The organism is Nocardia sp. NPDC004604 (assembly GCF_040609795.1).
In the GTDB taxonomy this organism is placed as follows: domain Bacteria; phylum Actinomycetota; class Actinomycetes; order Mycobacteriales; family Mycobacteriaceae; genus Nocardia.
This window is the reverse complement of sequence record NZ_JBEXLC010000132.1, coordinates 1-24576: the sequence shown is the minus strand read 5'-3', so window position 1 is coordinate 24576 and position 24576 is coordinate 1. Positions and strand designations below refer to the sequence as shown.

Genomic DNA, 24576 nt, shown 5'->3' with positions numbered 1-24576 from the left:
GCCCAGCATGATGCCCGCCGAGGTGGCCTGGAGTGTCGGTGCCGAGGTCGAGCCCGGCGATGACCTGTACCGCCGCAACGCTCACGCCTCGGCCGACCGGTTGCGCGAGTTCATCGACGAAGGCATCTCGGACGGATCGTTCCGTCCGGCGAACGCGGAATTCCTCGGCCTGGCAGTGAATCTGTTACTGGAGGCCGTGCTCGACGGAACCTTCGTCGAGCACCTCCAGATGTCGGACGCCGACGCCTACGTCGAGATCACCACCTTGATCTTGCACGCGTTGTCTGCGCCCGCGCGTTGAGGCGAGTTCTCCGGACGGACATACCCGCGACGCCCGCCCCGCCCGGCCGGAAGCCGCTGAAGAGCGAAATATCCAGCCGGGCAACATGATTCACTTCAACGCTCAGTCACCGGCGGTCTCCCGGCGGACCGGGGAGACGATCGCGAAATCCGGGTCGAAGGTGTCCAAGATGGAAGCGAGGGCGACCAGAGGCGCCGGGTCGCCGTCGATGCAGAGATCGCCCTTCTCGATGGCCGTCCGAGCCGCGGCCGGAAGCTGCAGGGCCGCCATGCTTGCGCGAGCTCCGATGAGGGTGGTCCCGACGCCGGCGGCATGACCCGGGCGGGCGTTGAGGACGCCGTTACGGACCCACATCGTCCAGTCGGCGCCGCAGTCGGTGAAGGTGAAGTTGACGCGGATGTCGACGTCGGCGGCCTTGTCGCCGATCACGCGGATCGCGAGGTAGTCGAAGAGTAGGTCGATCGGCATTGCGGCGATCACGTCGGGGACGTCGGCGGTCACCTCACCACGAAATTGGATACCGTCGCGGAGTTCGAGGGCGGCGGTCAGGAAAATCGCCCGGTATTGCGGCACCTCGGCCTGATAACCGAGCTGTTCATAGGCATCGGCTTGCAGTTCGCGCGCCTCGGTGTGATCGGGGTCGGCGAACACCAGATGGTGCAGAACCTGTACCGCCCAACGGTAATCACCGGCGGCGATGGCCTTGCGTCCATCCTCCAGGATCCGGTCCGCGCCGATCAATTCGACATGCCGCCGGGCGTTCTCCTCCGGAACAAGCGGGTAGATAGTGGCCGGGTCGCCATCCCAGAAACCGAGCTCCTTGTGGAACACCGCGCGCACATTGTGGTGCAGACCGCCGTGATAGTAGCGGTTGAACCACTTCTTGCCCAACGCATCCGGCAACTCGACGACCTCGGCGGCCTCCAGCGGCTTGAGTCCTTGATTGGCCAGTCGCAACGCCTGATCATGGATGAACTTGTACATGTCACGCTGACCTTCCAAGAAGGCCACCACGTTCTCGTTACCCCAGACCGGCCACGAGTGCGGGCCGAAATGCACTTCGACCTCATCACCCCAGCGCACCAGAGTCTCGTCGAGGTAGCGGGCGAAATTGCGGGCATCGCGGGTGCGGGCGCCGCGAATGGTCTGGATGTTGTGCATCGAATGGTTGGCGTTCTCCGCACAGGTGAGCGCCTTGATCTCGGGAATCCAGATGTGCATCTCCTCGGGCGCCTCGGTATCGGGTGCATAGAGGAATTCGAAGGTCCACCCGCCGAGCGTGCGCACCTCACCGGTGCGGGTGATCGGGTCGGTCGGCGACAGATAACTCATATCGGTGCCGATTTTCTCGGATCCGGCCGCCAAACCCATCGTGACTCTGCCGCAATCACATTGCGGCAGCAGCCCACCGAAGGTATAGCCCATCCGGCGCAACATGACATTGCCGGCGATGACGTTCTCGCCGAAGGCGTGCCGGTCGAAGGACTCTATGGTGCCGGGCGCGATGATCGGCACCCGCCCCGCCGCCACATCCGCCTCGTCGACGACGCCTTTCACACCGGCGAAGTGGTCGGCATGGGTGTGGGTATAGATCACGGCCACAACAGGTTTGTCGTTGCCCAACTCCGTACGGAACAACTCCAGCGCCGCCCGGGCCAGCCCGACGCCGGTGCTGGTGTCGATGATGACCAGCCCTTCGGGCGCATCGACGATCGTCAGATGCGAACCCAGCCGCACCTGATACAGCCCGTCGACCACCCGGTACAGGCCACTGCGTTTGATGAGCTGCGACTGCCGCCACAGGCTGGGGTGCACGGCCGCCGGGGCCCGGGCGTCATCGGTGATGTAGTCCAGCGGCTGCTGGTCGTAGTGGATTCGGCCGTCCCCGTCACGGAGTAGCCCCTCGTCGAAGCCCGCGAGGAATCCGCGGTCGACATCGTGGAAGTCCGCGCGATCGGACCAGGGGAAGTAATCGGCTGCGGCCTGGTTGGCAGCGGCGGTGATCTCGGTTGCCGGTTTCAAGGGATGCTCCAATCGAACTTTGGCTACATGCGTGTCCAGAATAGAACTATTGGACACGCCTGTGTCCAGATCTATTGCACAAGTCATCACCCGCGTCGGCCTTCGCGGCCGTGCTCAGGCGAATTGCAGCCGTTCAGACCATCGATTCGAACGGTGCCAGCAGCGGCAGCGACAATTCCGTCGCGTACGCGGCCGCCACGTCCAAGTCCTCACCCAGTCGACCCGCGATCCACTCCTGGATCAGTTCGACCACCGCACCGGTGAACATCGCGGCACTGACGCGGGCGCGGCGAGGATCCTCGCCGGGTCGTTCGGCGGCACTACGTTCCAGCACCCCTTCGATCAGCATCCGCTGCCCCGCCTCGCGCCGCGCCACCAGCACCGGGTTCGCCCGCGCCTCGGTGAACAACACACGTCCCCGGCGTGGATCGGCGGAACAGAATTCCAACACCGACCGCACGATCAACCGCCGACGCCGCGCGGGCCCCGGATCCGGCGTGATCGCCGCCCGCACGTGTTCGGTCAGCGCGGCGACCACAGCGTCGTACACCGCCCCGAGCAATTCGTCCGTGTTCGCGAAGTTTTCGTAGAAATAGCGGGTGTGCAGTCGTGCGGCGCGTGACACCGCACGTACCGTGACCGACCCCTCCCCCTCGGTCCCGAACAGCTCGAAACCGGCCTCGATGAGCAGTGCACGGCGCTCGCTGCGCCGCTGGTCCATTCGCACGCCCGCCCACCGCGTCGCCGCAACGGATTCCGAGCCAATCGAGTCGGTCACGGCCTCAACCTAGCTCATTCTGGCAACACCCGTAGCCACCCACGGCCCGATCTCCGCATACGCCGTCCGCCTTCCGCTTCTGCCTCCTTGACGACGGTCTTGACTCGGATGCGTTCCTTCCAACCGCGCGCGACGCCAGGATCCAGGTGCAGGGAGTTCCAGCGTCGTTGCGACCAGATGCCAGATCTGCGCCGCGCCCCGTAGAACGCGCTGTAGGCGGCAGCCAGCAAACTCACTTTCGACCCGAAGTGGTGACAGACGCCGCCGGTTGACACCCTCGCGCCGAGCCACCACGAGGTCAGGTCCACTGTGGCCGGTTCCGCGATCAGTTCCGCGCGCAGGATGTCCAGCAGCACTGTCGGGCGGCAGGAAGCCGAGCCATGCACCGGCGGTTACGTCGGATCAGGCGCGGCCCAGCGCGAGCGCGGGCCAGACAACAGCGCACTGCCGCATCGGTCAGCAACCCGTCAGGAACCAGCTCGGGCGCGTCAAGGAACTGTCAGCATTTCCCATGGTCAAAAGGAAGCGGCGTAGTCCTGAAGTCGGCCCCGCATGGAGAGAAAGCGGGGGCGCACCGAGGAGAGAATCCACGTGACGCTGCTCGAAATCTTCCCGTCGCTACGGTCGGGAATGCCTTCGCGCCTCGACTCCGCGGTCTGGCCGCGGGATACCCACTACGACGGCGACGGCAGAATCACCCTCGGCGGGGTCGCCCTCGCCGACATCGCCGACCAGTACGGCACCGCCACCTACGTACTCGACGAGCAGGAGGTGCGCGCCCGCTGCCGCGCCTACAAGAAGGCCTTCCCGGAGGCCGAGATCATCTATGCGGGCAAGGCGCTGATGATTCGCGCGGTCGCGGAATGGGTTACCCAAGAAGGACTTTCGGTGGATGTATGCTCGTCGGGCGAGCTGGCCATCGCTCTCGCGGCCGGTGTCGATCCGAAGCGGATCGTCCTGCACGGCAATGGAAAATCCTACGATGAGCTGGATGCCGCCGTTCGCAGCGGCGTAGGCCGGATCGTGGTCGACTCGCTGACCGAGATCACCCTGCTCTCCGCGCTGGCCACCCGGCCACAGCAGGTACTGCTCCGACTATCTCCCGGCATCGATGTGCACGGGCATCCGGCGGTGAAAACCGGTGTGCTGGATCAGAAATTCGGCTTCCCGATCGGCAGCGAGATGGCTACCGAAGCGATCGAACGCGTTATGCGCATGCCGAACCTCGAGCTGATCGGCTTCCACTGCCACCTCGGCTCCCAGATCTACGATCCGGACCACTACGGCGAGGCGGTGCGGCGGATGATCGGCGAAATGGCAAGGGTCCGCCAGGATTACGGTCGCATCCTCACCGACCTCGACCTGGGCGGCGGACATGCGGTCGCCTACCGCAGCGGCGACGCCGAGATGAATCTGTCCGAACTCGCCGACATCATCGACGACGCCCTCGACGCGGGCTGCGCGCGACACCACTTCCCGCGCCCGAATATCGCCATGGAACCGGGCCGCGCCATCGTGGCGCGCGCCGGGGTCACGCTGTATCGGGTGCTGTCGGTCAAGCACATCGACGGCGGACGGACCTACGTCACCGTCGACGGCGGCATGGGCGATAACGCCCGCGTGGCGCTCTATGGCGCGAATTACGAAGTGGTCGTTGCCAATCGGCATACCTGCGGTCCACAGATGACCGCGACGGTGGCCGGTCGCTACTGCGAGGCGGGCGATGTGCTGGCCACCGATATCCGTCTGCCCGCCGACCTACGTCCCGGCGAGGTGCTGGCAGTTCCGTGTACCGGCGCATACCACCACAGCCTCGCTTCGTCCTACAACAGCGTCGGTCGTCCACCGATTATCGCGGTGCACAAAGGGCGCGCCCGCCAACTGGTCCGCCGCGAAACCATTGCCGATCTACTCCTCCGCGATATCGGCAACTGACTGCGCCGCCGGTCCAATCAGAAAACGAACCGCGCCAGGCGGGGACGCGGCAGTCAGCGGGACGGCGACGCAATCCGACCTCGCGCACCGCGGCAGCGCGGCCCGGCGATGCGGCGCGCGAGCTGGACCGCGCCACGAGTTCGCGACCCATCTCGATCATCTGGCGCCGCGCCGCGCCTCGGACCGGACTCCGCGCCGAGCGCGCTGAGGCGACTCAGCCTTGTCCAGCGGCGTGCTCGATGAATCGGCCGAGCAGTTCGTGCAACAGTCGCCGTTCGGCATTCGAGAACGGCGCCAGCACGGCACCGGCACTGCGCGACGCCGCACTGCTGTGCCAGCGCATCACCGAGCGGACCGGTGCACTGCGGGACGCGGTCCATGCCTACGAGAGCGAAATGCTCGACTACGGTTTCGACATGGTGGAACGCTCCCTGCGCAGCGTGACCTGACGCTCAGTTCGGCCCACGCAGCTTCTTCGCCGTCTGCACCGCGGTGAGCGCATTGAGACGGCCGAAGCCGTACTTGGCGCTGTGCCCGTCCGCGCCGTACCCGCCGTGCTGCGGATCGATCATGTCGCATGACTGCTTCAACAGGTCCTTGACCTCATGTGACTCGAGATCCGGGTGCACCGACAGCACCAAGGCCACGACACCGGCCGCCCCGGGGCATGCGCTCGACGTACCACCGAAGCTATTGGTGAAGTTTCCGGCGGCATCGCCGTCATCGGGGGTGCCGACGTTGTACCCGGCAGCACCGTGCCGGTCGACGGTCCAGATACCGGGTGTCAAAGCGTCGGGATGATGGAACGGCGGATGCCCGAAGTCGCTGCTCGGGAACGCGCACCAGACCGCCTTGCCGAAATCGCTGTAGACACTGCGTTTTCCGGTGTCGTTGCAGGCCGCGACGGCGATCACCTTCGGGAAACTCGCGTAACCGTCATTGTCGACGGACTCGTTGCCATTGCCCGCGGCGAACAGCACGACGCATCCCTTGCCATTGCGACCATTGGTCACCGCATGCTCGATCGCCAATCGCGTGCTGGCCGGTAGCGGCACCACCTGATTGTGGGCCGGGTCGTTCGGTCGGAACCAGACGCCGTCGGCGGGGCCCCAACTGCACGAGATGACATCGGCGCCGTGGTCGGCCGCCCACACGAAGGCGCGCGCCTCCGCCTGGGATCCGAGTTCGGAGGCGAGCCGAATCGGCATCAGCCGGGCGGCGGGTGCCACGCCGGAGGCACCGATCGTGCCATCGGCGCAGGCGACACCCGCGCAGGCGGTGCCGTGATTATCGCCGTCCCGAGGTCCGGTCCCGTTCGAATCGCGCGGGCGCGGATTGCTGGTCTGCAGGGTCGCGTCGCGCGGTGCGACCACCTTGCCCGCCCCGCCGAATTCCGGGTGGTCGATATCGACACCGTCATCGATCAGCGCGATCGTGACGCCATTGCCGCGCGTAATCGCGTGGGCCGCTTCCACATTCGCGTGCGCGTTCACCGCGACGCCGCCGATGGTGGTCGGCTTCAGATGCCACTGCTGCGGGAAGATCGTCTTGCGGGAGCGACGCCGGATCAGCTCGGGATGGCAGTAGACGACATCGTCACGGCCCAGCAGCCCGTTCGCGATATCGAACACTTGCTGGCCGGTCCCCTCGGCCGCGCTGGTGAAATACGCGTTGGTCGCATAGGTCACCGTTTCCTTGATCCGCAGACCCGCCTCGTCGAGCACCCTGCGACACTGCTCGGGCTTCGCGTCGTCGGTGAACTTCACGAAGATGTTCTCGGTGTAGAGCACCGGCTCCTCGCTCACCGGATCCACGAGCACATGACCGGCGAAACGTACCTCCGGCGCGGCGGCCAGCACCGACTTGCGCGCGGCGACCGACCGCGAATCGGGCGGCACCCGATAGACCTGCACGCCGGCCTCGGGATAGGACACCACCAGTGCCGCGTCATCGAGTTCACCGCTCAGCGGTGTGCGGACCGATCCGATGGAGCGGGGAATCGGACGCTTGTTCTGGGTTCGGACCGCGATCAGGTCCGGACTTTGTTGCAATGGGAAACCGGGATCGTTTTTGGTCCCGAAGTTTACGGTAGGCATGACGACTCCTTAACTGTCTCCGCCCCGAACACCACCGCGAAAATAGCGCTGACCAGCGACGATGTATCGAGTACCGGCTACTCGAAAATGACTGGACCCGCCGACGGCAAACAACGGGTCCGGATTTCCACCCGGGTGGCGCCCCTCAGCGCTTACGGGTGCCGAAAATGCTGCGGCTGATCTCGCGCCCGGCGGCGGTGGCCGCCGAACGCAGGAAGCTCTTCACCGCCGGATTCCGCATGATTCGCTCGGCCGCCGACTCCTCCGCTTCAGTGGCACGGCCGGGTGCCGGAGCTGGCTCCGTTTCCTGTTGCGCCGCAGCGACTTTCGCGGCGAGTATCTCGTAGGCCGACTCTCGATCGATGGTCTGGCCGTACTTGGCGGACAGCGCACTGGACAGCGCTCGCGACTTGATCTGCTCATCGCCGATGGTGTCCATCAGCGAGCGCGGCGGCGCAATCCTGGTCCACGCCACGGGAGTTGGGGCGCCCTGCTCCGAGAGCACCGTCACGATCGCCTCACCGGTGCCCAGCGAGGTGAGCGCCTTCTCCAGGTCGTAGGCCCCGGTCTTCGGATACGTGCGCACCGTCTTGGACAGCGCCTTCTGATCGTCCGGGGTGAAGGCGCGCAGTGCGTGCTGAATGCGCGCGCCCAATTGGGAGAGCACCGGATTCGGGATATCGGTGGGCAGTTGGGTGCAGAAGAAAACGCCCACGCCCTTGGATCGGATCAGTTTGACCGTCTGCTCCACCTGCTCCAGGAATGCCTTCGAGGCACCGGCGAACAACAGGTGTGCCTCATCGAAAATGAAGACCAGCTTGGGCTTTTCGATATCGCCGACCTCCGGCAGGGTCTGGAACAGATCGGCGAGCACCCACATCAGGAAGGTGGAGAACATTACCGGCCGGGCCGCCTGGGCGCCGAGTTCGAAGAGCGTGATCACACCCTGGCCGCCCGCGGTGCGCAGCAGATCCGTCGGATCCAGTTCGGGCTCACCGAAGAATGTATCGCCGCCGTCGGCCTCCAGATTCACCAGCGCACGCAGGATGACACCCGCGGTCGCCGCCGAAACGCCGCCGATGCCCTTGAGATCTTCCTTGCCCTCCGAACTGGTGAGATGGGTGATGACCGCACGCAGATCCTTCAGATCCAGCAGGCCGAGCCCCGCTTTGTCCGCCCAGTGGAAGATCAGCCCGAGCGTGGACTCCTGAGTCTCGTTGAGGCCGAGCACCTTACTGAGCAATACCGGCCCGAATGCGGTGATGGTCGCGCGGATCGGCACCCCGACTCCGCCGGTCCCGAGCGAGACGAATTCGGTCGGAAATGCGGACGGCGCCCAGCCCGCCGCGCCGGTTTCGGTCGCTCTGGCGCTGAGCTTGTCATTCGCCTGACCCGCCTGCGCGAGCCCCGAAAGGTCACCCTTGATATCGGCGAGCACCACGGGCACACCGGCCCGGGAGAGCTGTTCGGCAATGCCCTGCAACGTCTTCGTCTTACCGGTACCCGTCGCACCGGCAACCAGACCGTGTCGGTTCATGGTGCGCATCGGAATCCGTACGCGCGCAGTCGAATCGACGGCGCCGTCGACGACAATGGTGCCCAGCTCCAGCGCGACTCCGTCGAACGCATACCCGGCGGCGATCTGCTGAGCCACGGATTGCTCTGCGGCCCTGGCGGTTTCGTCTGCCGCTGCCTTCGCGGTTTCGGCCGCCGTCTCGGCCGTCGCGGCGGCCCTCGACTGTGCGGCACCGGCCTGCGCCACCGCATGCGCCGCATCCGGATCGGCGGCCGCGGCCGCCGCCTCCTGCGCTGCCAACTCGCGCTCAGCGGCTTCGGCCGCCGCGGCCGCCTCCGCTGCGACGCGCGCCGCCTCCTCGGCTGCCTTCCTGGCCGCGGCCGCCTTCTCCTGAGGGGTCGGCCCACCCGGCTCCCGACCACCCCCGATCGAATCGCTCCGCGATCCTGTATTCATCGCGCGTCCTCCGTCTGGTCTGACTCCGCACTGCTTCCGCAGTGTTAGCTGTCATGCCGAAAACGCCTACGCCGATCTCATACAAACTCTATCGCCGCCCCTGCGGTCGAGCCGGCCCAACCCGCTGGTGACGTGCACTTATTACGCAGAAAGCGCCGGCATAGCCGCCGGTTTCGAGCAATGCGAGAGCGAGCATCCGCCGATGCCGAAGGCATCGCCAATAAACACAGCTAAGGTTGCTCTGGTGTCCGATAAATACGTGGTGTGGATGGATTGCGAGATGACCGGCCTGCGCCTGGATAGCGACAAGCTGATCGAGGTGGCCGCGCTCGTGACCGACAGCGACCTCAATATTCTCGGTGAGGGCGTGGATATCGTCATCCACGCCGATGACGAGGCCCTGGCCGCCATGCCGCAGGTGGTCGCCGATATGCATGCGCGCTCCGGCCTCACCGACGAGGTGCGCCGCTCCACCGTGACCCTCGCCGACGCCGAGAAGCAGGTGCTCGACTACATCCGTGAATACGCCCCGACCGCGGGCACGGTCCCGCTGGCGGGCAATTCGATCGCGACCGACCGTGGCTTCATCGCCCGCGATATGCCCGCGCTCGATTCGCATCTGCACTACCGGATGATCGATGTGAGCTCGATCAAAGAGCTGTGCCGCCGCTGGTACCCGCGCATCTACTTCGGCCAGCCGGAGAAGGGGCTCACCCACCGCGCCCTCACCGATATCAAGGAGTCCATCCGCGAGTTGGAGTACTACCGACGCACCGCCTTCGTCCCCACCCCCGGCCCGTCGACCGCGGAGATCGCCGCCATCGCGAACGAACTGAGCGGAACCGCGAAGAGCGCCGATGCGGCCGGACAAAACGGCACGTCAGAAACCGATTAGGGACTCGAGGGGTTGACACGCTAATATCGACCGCGCTGGTAATTCACCAGCGATGGTGAGTGTAGTTCAGTTGGTAGAGCACCAGGTTGTGATCCTGGCTGTCGCGGGTTCGAGTCCCGTCACTCACCCCGATATGAAGGTGTGAACCGAATCTCGAGGGAGGCGGTTCGCACCTTTTTCATTTCCGCAGGTAGAACGGCAGGACCGCCCGGTTCGCACAGCGAGCGCCCTCGAACGGGGCGTAGGAACCCGTTGGGGACAAACCGGCAGCCTGTTCCCATGTCGTCGGACTCCGCAGCCGACGTAAATTCCACTGGGACACCGCTCGCTGTGACAACAGCGGCTGTAGTGAAGTGAGGGCGCGCCAGGTGACGCAGGTCGTGGGTAGCGAGTAGGGCCGTATCACCCAGTGGCAGAGCGTTGGGTTGGGCCGCGGCTTATGTTGGGTCCACGCGCTCGAGCTTGGTCCAGCCGGTCCAGCCTCGCTTCGTCAGCAGTTCGATCAGCCGACCCGCCTGCGGCGCGATATCGAGCGCCAGTGTGTCCAGCAGCTTGGCGAGCGGTGGGTCGATGCCGCCGCCGACATAGTCTTCGCCCTGCTCGTCGGCCATCTGCGTGATGTAGGCGGCCGTCCTGTCGGCCAGCTCGACCAGCCTCGGGTCGTCGTCGGTCCGGTCGAGAGCCTGGCCCAGGGTGAGATAGAAGTCGATGAACCGCGGGTCGGCGATCTGCTTGCGCTTGCGTGCCATCAGCTCCGGGACTTGTTCGGGTGAGTGTGCGGCCAGCGGGATCCAGCCGTCGCGTTCGACCTGGACGATCCGCTCGTCGACCCCGAGTGCCCGCAGTCGGTCGAGAAACTCGACGACTTCTGGTGGCAGCGCCAGGTTGTCGCCGGCGGCGAGACGGGCGATCCGCTCGCGATGCCGCTGCCGCTCTCGGATCTCCGCCCGTAGCCGGTCGTCGATGTCTGCGACCGCCGCCGCGAACCCCTCCGGGTCAGCCTGCAGCAGCTCCCGCACGCGCGCCAGCGGGACTCCGGCCTGGGCGAGGATCCGAATCTTGATCAATTCGACCACGGCGCCGACGCCGTACCTCCGATAACCGGAGTGGTCCCGCTCCGGCTCCGGCAGCAGCCCCTTGGCGTGATAGTGCCGCACCGCCCGCACCGTCACTCCGGCGTAGGACGCCAGCTCGCCGATCGTCAGCATCGGATCAGTCTCCTGGACCTGAGAGCTGTTTACGAGTCCGCTCGGCCCGCCGGGCCTTGTGTGCTCCGGATGATCTGGGCGATTTCCGGGGCGTGGGTAATGACGAGCCCGTGACCAGCGTCGAGCCAGCAGGTGGCGATATGCGGCCGCTCGCGGACGAGCCGCTCGATGCCGGCGCGCCAGTTCTGGTTGCGCCACGCTGCCCGCCCTTCGCCGCTGTCGCCGGCCATCGAGCTCGACATGATCATGGTGACCGGACAGTCGATCCGCCGGTACCGGTCGAGGATTCCGGATCGAACCACTTCGATCTCGAGATCCAGGTCGAGGAATGCCTGTGCGGTGAGCAACACCTGATGCGCGGTGCCCCGCTCGGCCTCGAGTTGCGCCGCCAGGTTCTCCCGCATTGCGCGGAACTCCGGCAGGTCGGCCTCGGTGATGAAGGGTTCGGGCACCGGGTTCGCCCCGTCGATGAGAACGAGCTCGGCGACGATATCAGGACATTCGGCGGCATAGTGCACGATCAGGTCCGCGCCCAGCGAGTGGCCCACGAGCACGGGCGCCGAGGGTAGGTCGAGGCGTCGAATCTCCGCCATCACAGCGGCGAGATCACCGATGAACGCCTGGAAGGAGTACCGGTCGGCGGCCGAGGAAAGACCATGGCCGCGGAGATCGAAGGTCACCACGTCGTGGTCGTGCCGTAGCAGCTCGATGAGTTCGTGCAGTTCGGCCTGTGTCGAAGTAAGCCCAGGGCACAGGACCAGTGGTCGTCCCTCGCCGCCGCGCGACACCGGGATCGTGACACCGTCGTGGTGAACCGTGAAGTGCCGCATCGCAATGGTTTCCGTAGTCATGCCAACCATGCTGAGCGGTTGCCCCTGCGTCAGGGTCAACCGTCGGTACGACCTGTCCCCTGCACACTCCCGGCAAATCGACGGAACGATGAGCCTGCGTCAGCTCGCTCACTCGGCCCACGAACGCGAACCATTTCTCACGCTTGCGGTTTTGCCAACCGGCCTCTGGCCTGGCTGATGTGGCATCTCGAGCTCGTCGCCCGCCTGGAGATCCGCCTCGCCACGGGGTCGGGGCTGCGGGGTGCGCGGGACCGGGTGGATGCGGGCAGTTGCGGGAGTTGACCTTGCGGCGGCGTGCGGTGGTGGCTGGGTTGGTGGTGCGGGCACGTCAGGCGGGGAAGTCGGTGGCGGGCGCGCTGAGCGCAGTGGCGTCGACGTTCGCCCCAAGAGCCGCGACCTTGGCGGTGGCGTAGGAGTGGGCGTCCGAGCCGAGCAGCCAGCGCAACGGGCCGTCGCCGGCCACGACCTGGCTGATGATCACGTCGGCGCCCTTGACCGGGTCGCCGAGCTGGCTGCCCTGGAGCTCGAGGTGGTTGTCGGTCATCTCACGGATGGCCGGGTAGTGCGCGGTCACCTCGGCAGGCAGGGCGAGCGAGTGCTCGGCGAGGAACTCGGTGCGGAAGTAGCCGGGTTCGACGATGGTGACGTTGACACCGAAGTCCGCCATCTCGGCTGCGAGAGCCTCGCTCAGCCCCTCCAGCGCGAACTTCCCCGCGCCGCGACCCGCACGACCAGCACACGACCGCCCTCGTCGCCGATCTGCGTGAACACAGCCCCGAATTCGACCATTGGTGGGAGCAGCACCGCGTCCACCAGCGCACCCACGGCTCCAAACGCCTGCGCCACCCTCTGGTCGGCGAACTGACCGTCGAATACGAAACCCTCTCCCCACCCGGAGACCCCGACACGACCCTGTTCGCCTACACCGCCGAAGCGGGATCACCGTCGAAACGGGCTCTGGACCTCCTCGCGAGCTGGACCCTCACCGGCTCCAACACTCGCGCAGCATGCGCAGCACAGTGGGGGTGAGGGGCCCTCGTTCCTTTTGGTGCCCTTGACGCTGGCGTTGGCCTGGGTCGACGCCGGCAGGCGCGCCGCGTACGTCACCGATGGCGGCGGCCTGTCCAGGAGCGTGCATTTCGGTGAGGCGCGGCGTCTCCGGCGCCGTTGCATCCGCCCAGTTCGCCGAGCCACCAGCCGCGAATGATCATTTGAGAAGGGGCATCGGCATCCGACGCCCTCTGTGGATCATTCCTTGGACAGCTGCTCGCGCAGCACGGTGCCAAGGGCGATGGGTTCACGGCCGAGCAGAGTGGTGAGTGTCGGGTCGACAGTGGCGAACTCGCGGGCACGGCTGGCGGCGAAGATGCCGAGCAACTGGTCCGCCATGTCGGCGGGGACACCTTGGTCCACCAGTTGCTCCCGGAACTGGCCGTCGGGGACGGTGATCCTCGTCGTGGTGCGGCCCGTGACCTCGGTGGCGATGGCGGCGATGGCATCGAAGGTGAGCGCCTGTCCCCCAGTGAGCGGAGGCGTGGGGCCGTCGAAGCGGCCTTCGTCGGCCAGGATGGCGGCGGTTGCGTCGGCGAGGTCGGCGTGCGCGGTCCAGGCGACCGGCCCGTCCGCGGGGAGCGCGAGCCGGCCGGACTCCACCGCGTTGCCGACGAAGCGCGCCGCGCTGGTGGCGTAGAAGCCGTTGCGCAGCGAGGTGAACGGCACGCCACAGGCGCGCAGTGCCTCCTCCGTAGCGGCATGGTCGCGGCATGCCTGGAAGTGCGACGTTGCACTTGCCCCCATCTGACTGGTGTAGAGGATGCGACGGGCGCCCGCCGCGACGGCCGCATCGATCGCGGTGCGGTGCTGCCTGACGCACTCTTCGCCCATTTTGTCGACGGAAATGATGAGCACCTGCGAGGCGCCCTCGAAGGCGTGGGCGAGGCCGGCGGCGTCGGTGAAGCTGCCCTGTCGTACCCGTACCCCTTGGTCGGCGAACGTCTGCGCCTTCTGCGGGTCGCGGACGCTGACGCCGACTCGGTTTGCCGGCACGCGCGTGAGCAGCCTCTCGACGATCTGACGCCCCAGCTGTCCGGTGGCTCCGGTCACGATGATCATGATGTGCTCCAATGTTGCGCCGACATGGTTCCAACGGAACCACTTATACAATAACATCGATACTAACAATGGAATCGTCGGTGCAGTATCATTGATTCATGCCATCGCGTTCACACGACGGAGACGGCGCCACTGCCGTCGAGTCCGGCACCGCCGCATCCTCGGGCCGGGAGCAGACTCGGCAACGGGTCGTCGAGGCCGCAATCAATCTGCTGATGCGCGGGGGGCGCGACGCGGTCACCACTCGTGCGGTCGCCGATGCGGCGGGCCTGCAGCCGCCGGCCATCTATCGGCTGTTCGGCGACAAGGACGGGCTGCTCGATGCGGTGGCCGCGCACGGTTTCGCCGCATTTCTTGCCACCAAACACGTCGACCCCGAACCGCCGGACCCTATCGAGGACCTGAGAGCCGGCTGGGATGTCGCGGTCGAGTTCGGTCTGGCCAATCCCGCACTGTTCACGCTGATGTACACCGAACCCGCCAGGACCACCTCGGCCGCCTTCAAGGCTGGCATGGAGATCCTGATGGGCCGGATCCGCCGCCTCGCGGCCGGCGGCTGGCTGCGCGTCGATGAGGAACTCGCGGCCCAGATCATCCACGCCACGGCCCGCGGCGCGGTGCTCACCTGGCTGTCCCTGCCCCAGAACCAGCGCAACCCTGCCCTGCTGACCACTCTGCGGGAGTCCATGGTCGCCGCGGTCACCAACCAGCAGCCAGCCGTGCAGGATTCGGGCCCAGCCGGCGCCGCCCGCGCCCTACGCGCCGCACTGCCCGAACAGACGAACTTGACCAGCGCCGAGCAACGTCTGCTGAGAGAGTGGCTGAACCGCCTTGCCGCCGACGGTTGATGCTGACGGCTCATGCGTTCTCGCCTGGGTCAGGCCGACCGCGGAGACTCGGCGTCAACGTCCTGAGAATGTATGGAGCGACGTGGCCGCGTCGGACAGATCACGAGCGCGGCCCAACTTCGCCCGTCCGAGCGGGGTTGTGCGGTGAAGGATGTGGGCGTGGAGTTGGAGCCTTACCGGGGTGAGCTGGTGGCGTATTGCTATCGGATGTTGGGTTCGGTTCATGAGGCCGAAGACCTGGTGCAGGAGACGATGCTGCGCGCGTGGCGGGCCCATGACCGGTACGACAGTTCGCGGGCGTCGGTGCGGACCTGGCTGTACCGGATCGCGACGAATGCATGCTTGAACGCGCTCGAGGGTCGGGCCCGCCGTCCGTTGCCTTCCGGGTTGCATGCGCCATCCGGCGACCCCGACGCGCCGCTCCTACCGTCAGCGGAAATCCCCTGGTTACAGCCGTTTCCCGATGCACGGTTCGATGTGGGGTCGCGGTCGGATCTGCGGCTGGCGCTGGTGGCGGCGATGCAGTTGCTGCCGCCGCGGCAACGAGCCGTGCTGCTGCTGCGCGAGGTGCTGGAATTCACCGCCGCCGAGGTCGCCCAACAACTGGACACGACCGTCGCCGCGGTCAACAGCGCCCTACAGCGTGCCCGCGCGGCAGTGGCGGACGTGGCCGATATCGACGAGATCACCGAACCGGACGACCCCGAGGTGCAGGCGGCGATTCACCGGTACATGCGCGCCTTCGAGGCGGCCGACGTCACGGCATTGGTTGGGCTCTTGACCCGCGACGCAATCCTGGAGATACCCCCGGTGTCGTTGTGGTACCGGGGCAGCGAGGATTACGGGCGGTTCATGCGCCGCGTCTTCGATATGCGCGGCACCGACTGGCGCATGCGGCAGTTGTCGGCCAACGGGCAACCTGCGCTCGCCGCCTACGCACCCGGACCGGGCGGCGGCCATGTCCTGCACACGCTGCAGGTCTTCACGGTCACCGGCGGCCGAATAGCACGCAACGTCGTATTCGCCGATCGAGAAGTGTTCCCGCTGTTCAGGTTGCCGGAGATGATTTCCGCGAGCGATCTGCGCCAGCCGCGATGAGTTGGCCCGGTGTCGCCGGTACATACCGGTGAGACATCGATCGCTTCGAAAGGAACAGTCACCATGAGCGTGATCGTCATCGAATTCATGACACTCGACGGGAGGGTCGCCGACCCGGACGGACGCGGGGGAACACCCACCGGTGGTTGGGCATTCCGGCACGGCCCGCAGACCGCCGCGGGCGACAAGTTTCAGCTCGGGCAGATCATGGACGACGGCGTGATGCTGCTGGGCCGCCGGACATGGGAGTTGTTTTCTCACATCTGGCCCGAACGCGACGACCCGTTTTCGGCTCGAATGAACGCCATTCCGAAGCTGGTCGCCTCACGCACCCTTACCGATGTCTCGGCGTGGTCGAATTCGCAGATCATCGACGGCGACCCGATCGCGGCTATCAAGAGCCAGCAGCGCGACGTGATCATCACCGGCAGCCTCAGCATCGTCGGGTCGCTGATGGCCCACGATCTCATCGACGAGTACCGGCTGTTGATCTTCCCGACGGTGCTCGGCGCAGGCGATCAACTCTTCCCCGCCAACCGGCCGCCGCTGTATCTCGAGTGCCGGTCGGCCGAACTGATCGGCGCCGCAATCCTCACGCGGTACGAAAGGTCGGCTCAGTGACCGCCGAACATTCACGCCGCAGTCATCGGATTCGTCGAGGGCGTACTTGCATGCCATAGCTGTCGTCCTTTTCGGCGGACTCAAACCGCGATGGTGTCGGCGGGGTCGAGTTCGGTGGCGATGAACCGGGCGGCGGCGCGGTATGCCGAGCGCGACTCGGGAACCGGGGTCGCCAGGGCATGGAATACGTGCATCCGATCCGGCCACACCTGCGACTCGCAGTGGGCACCCGCACTGTCGAGCCGGTCGGTGAGTTCGATCGAATCAACGGTCAGGAACTCGGCGGCACCGGGACGAACCGTCATACCCGCCAGCTGACGAGATATCCGGGAGCGAACCGATCCGCGAGCGGCGGTCATGCAGCTCGACCGTTGCGCGCTTCGACCGCCCGGACCAGCGCCTGCACCCCGGCATCGCGGGCAAGTCGGTTGTCCAGCACCACATTCACCGCGCCGCGCAGCAGGGCGTACGGCTCCCAGCCGGTGGGGGCGATGGTCCGCGCGGCCCGCCGACCGATGCCGTCGGCAATGGTCTCGGCGGCCTCGGCAGCGGTGATCCGCACATTGAGCGGCCACGGCAGCAGGTCCCCGAGTGCGCGCCCCAACTCGTCTTCGTCGAGGGTGTCATGCGTCATGGCCGTCTGCACAACGCCGAAGTAGGCCACACCCGCCGTGGCACCGACCGCGGCCAGTTCGACCCGCAGTGCACGCCCGAGTTGCTCGACGCCCGCCTTGCTGATCATGTACGGCGCACCGCCCATACCGGGCGCGAAGGCGGCCGCCGACGAAACCACCACCACATGACCTTTCGCGGCGATGACATGGTCGAGAGCCGGATGCACCGTATTGAACACACCGGTGAGATTGATGCCGATGACACGGTCGAAATCGCCGCCGTCGATGGTCCGCAATGTCGCCGGACGCGGGACCACACCCGCATTCGCGACCACCACGTCGAGGCGGCCGAAACTGGCCACCGCCGCCGCGATGGCCTCCTCCATCGACTCGCGATCCGCGACATCGGCGGCGATCGCATACGCCCGAGCACCGAGTGCTTGCGCCGCGGCGCGGGCGGCCCCCGCATCGATATCCACCAACGCGACCGAGGCCCCGCGGGCGTACAGGATCTTCGCCAGTTCCAGGCCGATGCCCTGTCCGGCACCCGTGATCAGCACCGCCTTGCCGCGCACGTCATATGCCGGGCCGCCGATCCAGCGCAGCGGGTTGAGCTGTCCGATATCCATCAGGCACTCACCTCATAGGCATCAGCGTCGAATCGGCTTGTGCGGCTGCGGTATTCGAAACTCCAGTTCGGGTAGAGGCCCGCATTGCGGCCGTCCGGTGTCTGGTAGTAGCTGTGACATCCGCCGGTGAGCCACACCGTCGAGCGGCTTCGTTCCGCCATCTCGTCGAGGAACGCCTCCTGCGCCTGCGGCCGCACCTCGACGCGGCGAGCACCTGCGGCCCGCATTGTCTGCAAAGCGTCCACGATGTAGGCGATCTGCGACTCGATCATGTAGATCGCCGATTGGTTCCCGGCCGCTCCGAAGGGCCCGAGCGTGAAGAAGAAGTTCGGGAAGCCCGACAGGGCACTGCCGAGATAGCTTTGCGGGCGCTTCTCGTACAGTTCGGCGATGGTAAGGCCGTCGCGTCCGGTGAATCGTCCGAAAGCCGCGGAGACAGGCTCGAATCCGGTGCCATAGATGATGGTGTCGACCGGAATCTCGACACCGCCCCGCGTCACGATCGAGTGCGCGCGCACTTCGGCAATGCCGTCGGTGACGACCTCGACATTGTCGCGATCGAGTGCGGGCAGGTACGCGTCGGAGAAGATCGCCCGCTTACAGCCGATCATGTAGTCCGGGGTCAGCACCTTGCGCAGCCGCGGGTCGCGGACCTGACGGCGCAGCTGCCACTTGCCGAGTAGTTCGTACGGGTGCCGGAATCGATTGTCCACGAACCCGATCAGCCCGAAGCCCTCGATCAACGTATAAAAACCGCCTCTAATCGCCTTGCCCGCCAAGGGCAGTCGGCGCAGCAGCTGCCGTTCCAAGCCGAGCGTCCTGCGGTCCATGCGCGGCACGATCCACGGCGCCGAGCGCTGGAACAGGGTGAGCGCACCGACCTTGGGCTGGATCTCCGGCACGAACTGCACGGCCGAGGCACCCGTGCCGATCACCGCGACCCGCTCCCCCGTCAGATCGTGCACATGATCCCAGTGCAATGAATGAAATGCCTTGCCCTGGAACGTCTCCAACCCCGGCAGCGATGGGTATTTCGCCTCACTGAAAACCCCGGTCGCGGAGATCACGAAGTCCGCGGTGAAGTCTCCGCTGACGGTGCTGACGCGCCACAGCGATTCGGCATCGTCCCACCGGGCATCGAGCATCTCCGCGTTGTAGCGGATGTGGCGCACCACGTCGTGTCGTTGCGCCACCGAACGGAGGTACGCCAGGATCTCTTCCTGTCGACCATAGGTGCGCGACCAGTTCGGATTCGGGGCGAAGGAGTAGCTGTACAAGTGCGATGGCACGTCGCACGCACAGCCCGGATAGGTGTTCGCGCGCCAGGTGCCGCCGAGGTCATCGGCACGTTCCAGAATTGTGAAATCGTCGAATCCGGCTTCGCGCAGCTTTATCGCCAGACCGATTCCGGCGAAACCGGCCCCGACGATCACGATGTGCCGGTGTTCAGTATCGGTGGCCATGCTCAGCGGGTCTCCTTTTCGCGCCACGATCAGAGGTCGAGGACGAGTCGATCGCCCGCGGCGCGTGATACGCAGCTGAGCATGTGGTTGTCGCGCTCACCCTCGGTCAGCGTTCGGTCGCGGTGGTCCACGTCGCCCGCGAGCACCGCGACCTTGCAGGTGCCGCAGAAACCTTGCTGGCAGGAGTAGACGGCGCCGGGAAGCTCGCGCCGGATCGCGGCGAGTGCGGTCTCCTCGGCTCCCACCCGAATGGTTGTGCCGGTGCGTGCCAACTCGATATCGAATTCCCTGCCGTCCATGACCGGGACCGCCGAGAAACGTTCCGTGTGCAGCGAACCCGTCGGATTGACGGTGAACAACGTCTGCTGCGCGGCGGCCAGCACCGGCGGCGGACCGCACACGTACACCGCCGCACCGGCCTGCGCCCGAGTGATCAGTTCGGCGACATCGGGGATGCCGAATTCGCTGTCGGGCCTGATGTCGAGCTCGCCGCCCCGCAGCCGCGCCAACTCGCCGAGGAATGGCATCGTCGCCCGCGATCGACCGAGGTACACCATCTTCCAGTGGGCTCCGGCGGCATCGGCCGCCTTGACCATCGGCAGGATCGGCGTGATCCCGATACCGCCCGCCACAAAGAAATAGGACGGCGCGTCGATGAACGTGAATGCATTTCGCGGTCCGCGCACCCGCACCGCGTCGCCAGGACGCAACACATCATGCACCTCGCGGGATCCGCCGCCACCGTCGGCAATGCGCCGGACGGCAATCCGATAGCGGAAGCGATCGCTCGGATTGCCGCAGAGCGAGTACTGCCGCTGACGGCCCGAGGGCAGGAACACATCGAGGTGCGATCCCGGCTTCCAAGCAGGCAGCGGCCCGCCATCCGCTGCCTCGAACGTCAGACTCACGACATCCTCGGCCTCGATATGCACCCGTTCGACGACGAGATCCAGTTCGAATCCGCTGCGGCGCACGGGATTCGGACGCGACAACACGGATGCGGCGGAACCGGCGACGAAGACCCGCAGATAGGCATCCATCATTGCGCCGAGGACACGCAGGCTCGCGGACGGCGTGAATTCCGTTGCCACCGTATCGGTTCCCATCAGTGGCCCGCGGCGCGCGCCGCGGGAGATTGTGCGAGGTAGCGCAGCGCGGTGTCCATCGGGCCGAGCTGCGACGGATGGAAACCCGGGCGCAGATAGCGCGGCAGTTCGGTGAAGAACACCGTGAAGCTCGGGATGACACCGCGGACCGTGGCATTCACGAACTGCAGCGGCCACAGCCGCCCCTTGTTCGGCTCGGGGTCCTTCCGGTACAGATACGCCGTCGAAATGATGAACAGCGGCAACAGCGTCGCACTGGCGAGGACTGCGGTGCGCGCCTTCCGGGCGTAGCCACCGTCCACATACATGTAGGCGTCATAGACGACGCTGCGGTGCTCGACCTCTTCGGCGCCATGCCAGCGGACCAGATCCAACATCGTCGGATGCATGCCCTTCCGCTCGAGAACCTCGGCCTCGAGCAGCCATTCACCGAGGACGGCGGTGTAGTGCTCCATACCGGCGAACAGGCCGAGACGCTCCTCGAGCCACTCCCGCTTGGCGCGTCCGGTCAAACCGTGATCGCCGAGGATCCGGTCGACCAGCCACGCGATCTTTCGCACATACGACTCGACGTCGAGTCCGATCGATTGCAGATGGCGGCGGGCACCTTCATGACTGTTGGCGTGCATCGACTCCTGGCCGATGAACCCGGCAACCTCTTCCCGCAGCCGCTCGTCCTGGATCAGCGGCAATGCCTCGGCCAGACAGTTGGCCATCGCACGCTCACCCTCGGGCAGCACAAGGTGCATGACATTGACGATGTGCGTGGCCAGCACCTCGCCCGGGATGTAGTGCATCGGAACGGATTCGAAGTCGAAGTGGACGTCCCGAGCATTGATCGCGTGCGCTTCATCGCGGTAGTGGTGCTTCGCTACACCGGCGGTCTCGGCCATGCATCGACAGTACATTGCAACATTTTCTATGGCAATGTAGCAGCAACAAATAGTTTGAGAATGTTGCACAACGCCTATTTGTTGCTACCCTCATTGACGTGAGCCCCCCGACTGCGACCTCGATGAACAAGCCCGAGATCGACGATTCGGTGGCGGCTCGCATCTTGGATGCCGCCCTCATCCAGTTCGAAAAGGTGGGCGTCAAGAAGACGACGATCGAGGACATCGCACGACAGGCCGACGTCGATCGGGTCACCGTCTATCGGCGGATCGGCTCCCGCGACGATGTGGTGCGGGCGGTGATGACCCGCGAAGTGGAGTCGTTGCTCGCCGAACTCGACGCGATATCCGCGCGTAACGACAATGTCGATACCCTCGTCGCCGACATCTTCGTCACGGTGATCACCCGGTGGCGCACGCATCCGCTCGTCAACCGGATGCTGGCACTGGAACCGGAACGCGTCCTACCCCAACTCACCACCGATGGCGGACCCATCTTCACGATGTCGGTGGCGGCGACGGCCACCACACTTCGCAGCGCTGTCGAAAACGGGCTCCTACCTGATGCCGCCGACCTGGATACCCGCGCCGAAATCGTCTGCCGCATCGTGCACTCGTTCATCCTGCAGCCACACGGAACGATCACACTCGAATCCGAGGCGGACCTCGAGACCTTCGCGCGAAGATATCTGGTGCCGATCATCACCGGATAACGGGGGCGCACGCCCTGTGCTACTCCATATTGGGCATCGCCGACCTATCATGGCGTGTCCGTCTGTGACGCAACCGAATTGGCGGTGAGGCTACGATCGTCGGCGTGACTGCACCGAAACTTCGAGCAATGGATGCGAGCGGACGCACGCTGGACGATCCAACCGACACCGAGGTGCACGATCTATTCGCGAGTCTCAACGCACGCTGGATGTTCGCGATCGTCGAAAGGCTCGATCGCGATCCGACGAACCAGTTCTACTTCCAGATCCACCTCGACTACGTCGGTGACCAGGATCCCGACGCCGACGCGGAAGTCGACGTCGATTACGACGTCGAGTTCCGCGACGGTGGTCCGGACCAGCACTACCGCGCCAGGATCACCGGAATGTACGGCTTCACCGGAATGGATCTCGTACACAAGGTATTTCGCGCCTGGCGAGCCGAAGACCCCGCGCTGAGAGACCTGCTGCAGTGGGAACTGCTGGAACTCGACAGCTGAGCTGAGCCCCCGACCGAACGAAGCGCCGGGATACCTTCCGGCTGAGCTTCAGGCGTTGGGGGTGCCCAGAGCTTCGGCGCGTTGGGTGCGCCGTTTGATGAATTGCATTCACGCTGATTTCCATATCGTGAAATCCGTATTGCGCCAAGCGATTCCGCCGCCACATTATTGACACACCATCGGGACGACGCCTCTGCGCACGGCAAAGGCATACGGAGATGTCAACCATGAAGCTCTTCACTCGGCGGCGCACGGTCGACCTGATGCGCTTGCCGCACGGAATCTGTCACCGCTGACCCGGCTCCAGCGCAGTTCGAAGCGCCATCGGGCCCGCCAACTGCCTATTTGCGGGCGGCATCGCACGCACCCACCGCACTGCCCAGAACCTGAAATCCGTTCCGGTTCGAACATCTTCATTCGCCGTGCCCGAAATATGTCGGCGAATCATCATAAAGAAAGGTCGGATCATGACCAACGTCATCAGCAATTCCGTTCAGGAGAATGCGGCCGACGCGGAGTCGAGCACGCCGGAAATCTCCGTACGCCCCCTCGCCGGGCATATCGGCGCGGAAATCCGCGATGTCGACCTGTCTCGACCACTCGATGACGCCGTCGTCGCCAAGATCCGCCGAAAGCTGCTGAAGCACAAGGTCGTGTTCTTCCGCGACCAACAGATCGGCCACGCCGAGCAGATCGCCTTCGCGCGGCGGTTCGGCGAGCTGACCCACGCGCACCCGCACGAGGACGCGCCGCCAGCGGAATTTCCGGAGATCCTGACGATCGATCCGAAACGCTACGAGCAGAAGTACGGCAAGAAGTTCCGCGACGAGTACGCGAAGCGTCAGTACACCTACTACGCGGGCTGGCACACCGATGTCACCGCCGCGGTGAACCCGCCCGCCGCCTCGCTGCTGCGCGCGGAGACGGTGCCGGACTTCGGGGGCGACACGACCTGGACCAACCAGGTCGCCGCCTATGCGGGACTTTCCGAACCGCTGCGAAACCTGGTCGACGGGCTGCGCGCCGAGCACCGGTTCCTGGCCGGTCAGGAGCGCGGCGACGAGAACGATGAACTGTCGCGCCGGATCAAGGCGAACCTGCTCGTCTCCCACCACCCGGTCGTGCGGGTGCATCCCGAAACGGGCGAGAGGGCGCTGTTCGTCAATCCCGGTTTCACAACCCGGATCCTCGATCTGTCCGCGGTCGAGAGCCGCAAACTGCTGGAACTGCTGTACGAGCACCTCACCCGTCCGGAATACACCGTCCGATTCAAGTGGGAGCCGGGCAGTGTGGCGTTCTGGGACAACCGTGCCACCGCCCACCTGGGTCCGCAGGACCTCGGCCACCTCGATGTCGAGCGAGTGCTGCACCGGGTGACCCTGATCGGTGACCGGCCGGTCGGCCCCACCGGATACACCTCGGAGATCGTCGAAGGCGAAGAATTCCGCGCAACCGCCAACGTCAAGGTTGCCTGACCGGAAACGAGTGCCGCGCAGCCGATTTCGCGGGTGTCAAGCCCCTGCATCCCAGGCTCCGACCAACTCGGCGGATTATGTGACAGATCTCCTTTTCACTCCGTAGACTGCGGGCACGAGGGAGGTGTCGCAAGGACGCCACTCCGGTTGATCAGAAAGACACCAAGTTCGTGATGCGTTCCGCGGTAATCGCAGCTTTCGTCGGCGCAACCCTGCTCGCAGGCGCCACCGGTACCGCAACCGCGGATATCGCGGTCGAGCCGGGCACCGGATCCAGTTCCGGCTCGGGCACACTCACCACCGGATCGGCGGGCGGAGCCACCACCACCGGCTCCTCGGGGACCGGATCGGCATGCCCGGGAAGCCATCGGTGAATTCCTCGATGGTCGCCATACCGACCGAGGTCGCATTCCGACCGGTCAGCAGGGAGGCACGACTCGGTGAAC

General features: G+C 65.7%; 26 protein-coding genes and 1 tRNA gene. 13 read left to right on the top strand and 14 right to left on the bottom strand.

Going from position 1 to position 24576, the window contains the following annotated elements:
* A partial coding sequence (locus tag ABZW16_RS34085) for a hypothetical protein (RefSeq protein WP_354960224.1) occupies positions 1-301 on the top strand: 301 nt, incomplete at its 5' end.
* 102 nt (positions 302-403) lie between these two features.
* On the opposite strand, the gene ABZW16_RS34080 is transcribed toward ABZW16_RS34085, so the two are convergent.
* The 3 genes from ABZW16_RS34080 to ABZW16_RS34070 form a co-directional block, all read right to left on the bottom strand.
* Positions 404-2323 (bottom strand): alkyl sulfatase dimerization domain-containing protein, encoded by a 1920-nt coding sequence (locus tag ABZW16_RS34080; protein WP_354960223.1) that lies wholly within the window; start codon positions 2321-2323, stop codon positions 404-406.
* A 133-nt stretch (positions 2324-2456) separates the two neighbouring features.
* Positions 2457-3044, bottom strand: a complete 588-nt coding sequence (locus tag ABZW16_RS34075) for a TetR/AcrR family transcriptional regulator (RefSeq protein ID WP_354960228.1) — start codon at positions 3042-3044, stop codon at positions 2457-2459.
* Between the two features lie 71 nt (positions 3045-3115).
* The gene (locus ABZW16_RS34070) at positions 3116-3457 is read right to left on the bottom strand and encodes a hypothetical protein (RefSeq protein WP_354960222.1); all 342 of its coding nucleotides are present in this window, start codon (positions 3455-3457) and stop codon (positions 3116-3118) included.
* A 235-nt stretch (positions 3458-3692) separates the two neighbouring features.
* Here ABZW16_RS34070 and lysA point away from each other — a divergent pair, with 235 nt between their 5' ends.
* Complete coding sequence (gene lysA / locus ABZW16_RS34065; RefSeq protein WP_354960221.1) at positions 3693-5036, top strand: diaminopimelate decarboxylase; 1344 nt, start codon at positions 3693-3695, stop codon at positions 5034-5036.
* A gap of 239 nt (positions 5037-5275) precedes the next feature.
* On the top strand, positions 5276-5485 hold the full coding sequence (locus ABZW16_RS34060; RefSeq protein WP_354960220.1) for a hypothetical protein: 210 nt from the start codon (positions 5276-5278) through the stop codon (positions 5483-5485).
* A gap of 3 nt (positions 5486-5488) precedes the next feature.
* On the opposite strand, the gene ABZW16_RS34055 is transcribed toward ABZW16_RS34060, so the two are convergent.
* Together ABZW16_RS34055 and ABZW16_RS34050 are read right to left on the bottom strand one after the other, a co-directional pair.
* Positions 5489-7132 carry a S8 family serine peptidase gene (locus ABZW16_RS34055; protein ID WP_354960219.1) on the bottom strand — a complete coding sequence of 548 codons (1644 nt, stop codon included), beginning with the start codon at positions 7130-7132 and terminating at the stop codon, positions 5489-5491.
* Positions 7133-7277: 145 nt separating this feature from the next.
* The gene (locus ABZW16_RS34050) at positions 7278-9104 is read right to left on the bottom strand and encodes a helicase HerA-like domain-containing protein (RefSeq protein ID WP_354960218.1); all 1827 of its coding nucleotides are present in this window, start codon (positions 9102-9104) and stop codon (positions 7278-7280) included.
* A gap of 244 nt (positions 9105-9348) precedes the next feature.
* Here ABZW16_RS34050 and orn point away from each other — a divergent pair, with 244 nt between their 5' ends.
* Both orn and ABZW16_RS34040 read left to right on the top strand, forming a co-directional pair.
* Positions 9349-9999: an oligoribonuclease gene (orn, locus tag ABZW16_RS34045; RefSeq protein ID WP_354960217.1), complete on the top strand. Its 651-nt coding sequence runs from the start codon at positions 9349-9351 to the stop codon at positions 9997-9999.
* 55 nt (positions 10000-10054) lie between these two features.
* Positions 10055-10127 (top strand) — tRNA-His (locus ABZW16_RS34040).
* A gap of 309 nt (positions 10128-10436) precedes the next feature.
* On the opposite strand, the gene ABZW16_RS34035 is transcribed toward ABZW16_RS34040, so the two are convergent.
* The 3 genes from ABZW16_RS34035 to ABZW16_RS34025 all read right to left on the bottom strand — a co-directional run bounded on the left by ABZW16_RS34035 (position 10437) and on the right by ABZW16_RS34025 (position 12839).
* Positions 10437-11207: a MerR family transcriptional regulator gene (locus ABZW16_RS34035; protein ID WP_354960216.1), complete on the bottom strand. Its 771-nt coding sequence runs from the start codon at positions 11205-11207 to the stop codon at positions 10437-10439.
* Positions 11208-11236: 29 nt separating this feature from the next.
* A complete protein-coding gene (locus ABZW16_RS34030) occupies positions 11237-12058 on the bottom strand; it encodes an alpha/beta hydrolase (RefSeq protein WP_354960215.1) in 822 nt (273 codons plus the stop codon).
* Positions 12059-12386: 328 nt separating this feature from the next.
* Positions 12387-12839, bottom strand: coding sequence for an SDR family NAD(P)-dependent oxidoreductase (locus ABZW16_RS34025; protein WP_354960226.1), 453 nt, complete (start codon positions 12837-12839; stop codon positions 12387-12389).
* Here ABZW16_RS34025 and ABZW16_RS34020 point away from each other — a divergent pair.
* Positions 12731-13087, top strand: coding sequence for a hypothetical protein (locus ABZW16_RS34020; protein ID WP_354960225.1), 357 nt, complete (start codon positions 12731-12733; stop codon positions 13085-13087). The two genes, ABZW16_RS34025 and ABZW16_RS34020, sit on opposite strands and share 109 nt — an antisense overlap.
* Before the next feature lie 219 nt (positions 13088-13306).
* On the opposite strand, the gene ABZW16_RS34015 is transcribed toward ABZW16_RS34020, so the two are convergent.
* The gene (locus ABZW16_RS34015) at positions 13307-14170 is read right to left on the bottom strand and encodes an SDR family oxidoreductase (protein ID WP_354960214.1); all 864 of its coding nucleotides are present in this window, start codon (positions 14168-14170) and stop codon (positions 13307-13309) included.
* Positions 14171-14268: 98 nt separating this feature from the next.
* On the opposite strand from ABZW16_RS34015, the gene ABZW16_RS34010 reads away from it, so the two are divergent.
* From ABZW16_RS34010 to ABZW16_RS34000, 3 genes are all read left to right on the top strand, one after another.
* Entirely contained in the window at positions 14269-15018 is a 750-nt protein-coding gene (locus ABZW16_RS34010) for a TetR/AcrR family transcriptional regulator (protein ID WP_354960213.1), read from the top strand.
* A 72-nt stretch (positions 15019-15090) separates the two neighbouring features.
* Positions 15091-16116, top strand: a complete 1026-nt coding sequence (locus ABZW16_RS34005) for a sigma-70 family RNA polymerase sigma factor (protein ID WP_354960212.1) — start codon at positions 15091-15093, stop codon at positions 16114-16116.
* A gap of 63 nt (positions 16117-16179) precedes the next feature.
* Positions 16180-16737 (top strand): dihydrofolate reductase family protein, encoded by a 558-nt coding sequence (locus ABZW16_RS34000; RefSeq protein WP_354960211.1) that lies wholly within the window; start codon positions 16180-16182, stop codon positions 16735-16737.
* 80 nt (positions 16738-16817) lie between these two features.
* Here the strand turns inward: ABZW16_RS34000 and ABZW16_RS33995 are convergent, their stop codons facing one another.
* The 5 genes from ABZW16_RS33995 to ABZW16_RS33975 are packed head-to-tail and all read right to left on the bottom strand — an operon-like array spanning position 16818 to position 21442.
* Positions 16818-17042, bottom strand: a complete 225-nt coding sequence (locus ABZW16_RS33995) for a hypothetical protein (RefSeq protein ID WP_354960210.1) — start codon at positions 17040-17042, stop codon at positions 16818-16820.
* 50 nt (positions 17043-17092) lie between these two features.
* Positions 17093-17980: a short-chain dehydrogenase/reductase gene (locus tag ABZW16_RS33990; RefSeq protein WP_354960209.1), complete on the bottom strand. Its 888-nt coding sequence runs from the start codon at positions 17978-17980 to the stop codon at positions 17093-17095.
* A complete protein-coding gene (locus tag ABZW16_RS33985) occupies positions 17980-19443 on the bottom strand; it encodes an NAD(P)/FAD-dependent oxidoreductase (RefSeq protein ID WP_354960208.1) in 1464 nt (487 codons plus the stop codon). The genes ABZW16_RS33990 and ABZW16_RS33985 overlap by 1 nt, the downstream gene beginning before the upstream one ends.
* 29 nt (positions 19444-19472) lie before the next feature.
* The gene (locus ABZW16_RS33980) at positions 19473-20549 is read right to left on the bottom strand and encodes a PDR/VanB family oxidoreductase (RefSeq protein WP_354960207.1); all 1077 of its coding nucleotides are present in this window, start codon (positions 20547-20549) and stop codon (positions 19473-19475) included.
* Positions 20549-21442 (bottom strand): metal-dependent hydrolase, encoded by an 894-nt coding sequence (locus tag ABZW16_RS33975; RefSeq protein ID WP_354960206.1) that lies wholly within the window; start codon positions 21440-21442, stop codon positions 20549-20551. The genes ABZW16_RS33980 and ABZW16_RS33975 overlap by 1 nt, the downstream gene beginning before the upstream one ends.
* Positions 21443-21540: 98 nt before the next feature.
* Between ABZW16_RS33975 and ABZW16_RS33970 the strand changes: the two genes are divergently transcribed.
* The 4 genes from ABZW16_RS33970 (at position 21541) to ABZW16_RS33955 (ending at position 24504) form a co-directional block, all read left to right on the top strand.
* Entirely contained in the window at positions 21541-22155 is a 615-nt protein-coding gene (locus ABZW16_RS33970) for a QsdR family transcriptional regulator (protein WP_354960205.1), read from the top strand.
* A 104-nt stretch (positions 22156-22259) separates the two neighbouring features.
* Complete coding sequence (locus tag ABZW16_RS33965; protein WP_354960204.1) at positions 22260-22655, top strand: hypothetical protein; 396 nt, start codon at positions 22260-22262, stop codon at positions 22653-22655.
* Positions 22656-23122: 467 nt separating this feature from the next.
* Positions 23123-24130 (top strand): TauD/TfdA family dioxygenase, encoded by a 1008-nt coding sequence (locus ABZW16_RS33960; protein WP_354960203.1) that lies wholly within the window; start codon positions 23123-23125, stop codon positions 24128-24130.
* 173 nt (positions 24131-24303) lie between these two features.
* On the top strand, positions 24304-24504 hold the full coding sequence (locus ABZW16_RS33955) for a hypothetical protein (RefSeq protein WP_354960202.1): 201 nt from the start codon (positions 24304-24306) through the stop codon (positions 24502-24504).
* Positions 24505-24576: the final 72 nt, after the last annotated feature.